This window comes from Streptomyces sp. NPDC007162 (assembly GCF_040634175.1).
Taxonomy (GTDB): domain Bacteria; phylum Actinomycetota; class Actinomycetes; order Streptomycetales; family Streptomycetaceae; genus Streptomyces.
The window spans coordinates 1-1854 of record NZ_JBEYFC010000939.1 but is presented as its reverse complement, the minus strand read 5'-3'; the positions used below and the strand labels follow the sequence as shown (position 1 = coordinate 1854).

General features: G+C 69.4%; 1 protein-coding gene and 1 pseudogene. Both read right to left on the bottom strand.

Features of this window, described 5'->3' with window-relative positions; genetic code table 11:
- On the bottom strand, positions 1–1505 hold a 1505-nt coding region (locus ABZ646_RS46060; protein WP_360533621.1), incomplete at its 3' end, for a helix-turn-helix domain-containing protein.
- A pseudogene (locus ABZ646_RS46055) lies at positions 1502–1854 on the bottom strand (transposase); the annotation flags it as partial. The gene ABZ646_RS46060 and the pseudogene ABZ646_RS46055, both read right to left, overlap by 4 nt.

Here is a 1854-nt window from a genome sequence, read left to right as displayed (position 1 = left end):
CGAGACCCGTGATCCGCACCGGCTGCTCGGCCTCGACCTCGCGGCCCTCGGGGCGGGCGACCACCGTTCGTTCGGCACGGCGCTCGGCGGCCGGCATGGGGACGGCAGTGGTAGACCACCGCGATCCACTCCCGGATGATCTCCTCCAGCTCGTCGAGGAAGAAGAACGCGTCTGCCTCGGGAAGCTCGCCGCGCGCGTGGATGTCGGGACCCTTGTAGCCGGGAAGCACCTCCAGCAGCCCCTCGCGCAGGGTCCGGAAGAACCGCTCGACGGGTCCCTTGTCGCGTCCCGTTCGCAGCCGGGCGGGCTGGATCGAGATCCCCATGCGGCGGCACACGCTGGTCAGATGCTCCGACACGTACACCCTGCCGTGATCCACCACTAAGGTCTCCGGCACCAGCGGCGGCGAGGCCAAGCCCCCGACCGTGGCGCCGTCGACGTCGACCAGAACGGTCCGAGGAATGCCGTGCTCGGGCCAGACCGCACCACGCGGCCAGTCCCGTCCAGCCGGACGGGGACGGAAACACTGGAACAGCACCGCGCTGACATCCACCGCCTTCGTGGACACCGGGGTAAGCCGGATTCCCGTGATGCAGCGGGTGTACCAGTCCATCGCCACCGTCAGCTCGGCCTGCACCCACCGCAGCGTCAGCGGATCACACCCGAACACGTCCAACCGCGTGGTGTCCATCAACACGTACTCACCCGGACGCGTCGGCCGCAACTTCCCGTACGGCCCCCCGGGACGGTCGGCGATGTCCCGGTTCCGCTTCGTACTCAGCCGGAACAGCGGATGCCGACGCTCCAGCTCCTGAAGGATCCGAAACGCCGTCGCCCGACTCGGCTGCGCCACCACCTCCGGACCGAACCGCGCGATCACCCGGGCCCGCGTCCGCTCGATCACCAGCGTCCGCGACGGCCGCGACTGATCGGTGTACTCGGCCATCACCTCCAGCGCGGTCTCCACCCAACGGGGGTCCGCCGATGCCGCTGAGCCGCGAGCGTGCCCCCTCCCGGGAACCAGCCCGGCCTCACCGTGCTCACGGAACAAGGCCACCCATCGCCTCACCGACCGTGCACCGACGCCCAGTTCAGCTGCCTTCGCCGCGTACTTCGCCTCCAGCAACTCCCCGGACGCGTACTCGGGGCGGGGCTCACCCTCCCGCGCGAGCTCCGGGCTTCCGGAGCGGTATCCCGAGAGGACTTCACGGACGTGCTCAGCACGCTCCAGCGCAACGTGGCGCTCGTCTTCGCCCAGTTGCCCCAGCACGACCGAGGCGATCTCCTCGACGTCCCCGGCCGAAGGCCCAGCCCGCTCCGGGATCACCACTGCACGTTCGGTGAACAGCAGCTCCTTCAGCGCCAGCCGACGAACCTGTCCCCGGCTGTCCTTCAGGACCACCTCGTTGCCCGCGGTCGTCGCAGCCATCTCGACCACCTCGACGGTCTCCCCGTCGTAGCGGAAACGTGTCCCCACTCCGACACGGGCTCCGGCACCACTCACGCCGTCCTCCTCAACACACAGGAAGGACGCAGAGGTTCGTTCAGATCTGTGTGCAGCTCGCGACTCCACAAGAGGTAATGGACCGCGGCACGGACACACGGCTCGGGCCGGCCAGGAAGAAGCTCAGCCGCCGACCCGAGCGGGACACCGTCCAGGTCAGCGCGGCGCAACTCCTCCAGGACCTCCGGCGAGGACAACCACCCACGCCGATACGCCGCAAGGAAACGGATATTTTCCAGCACCGTCTCCGGCGGCTCGCTCCACACCTCGTAGCGCCACCCCCGCAACTCCACCGCCCGCCGGGTCCATGCGAACGTGAAGGACACGACCGGCCTCGCCAGCCGCTGGC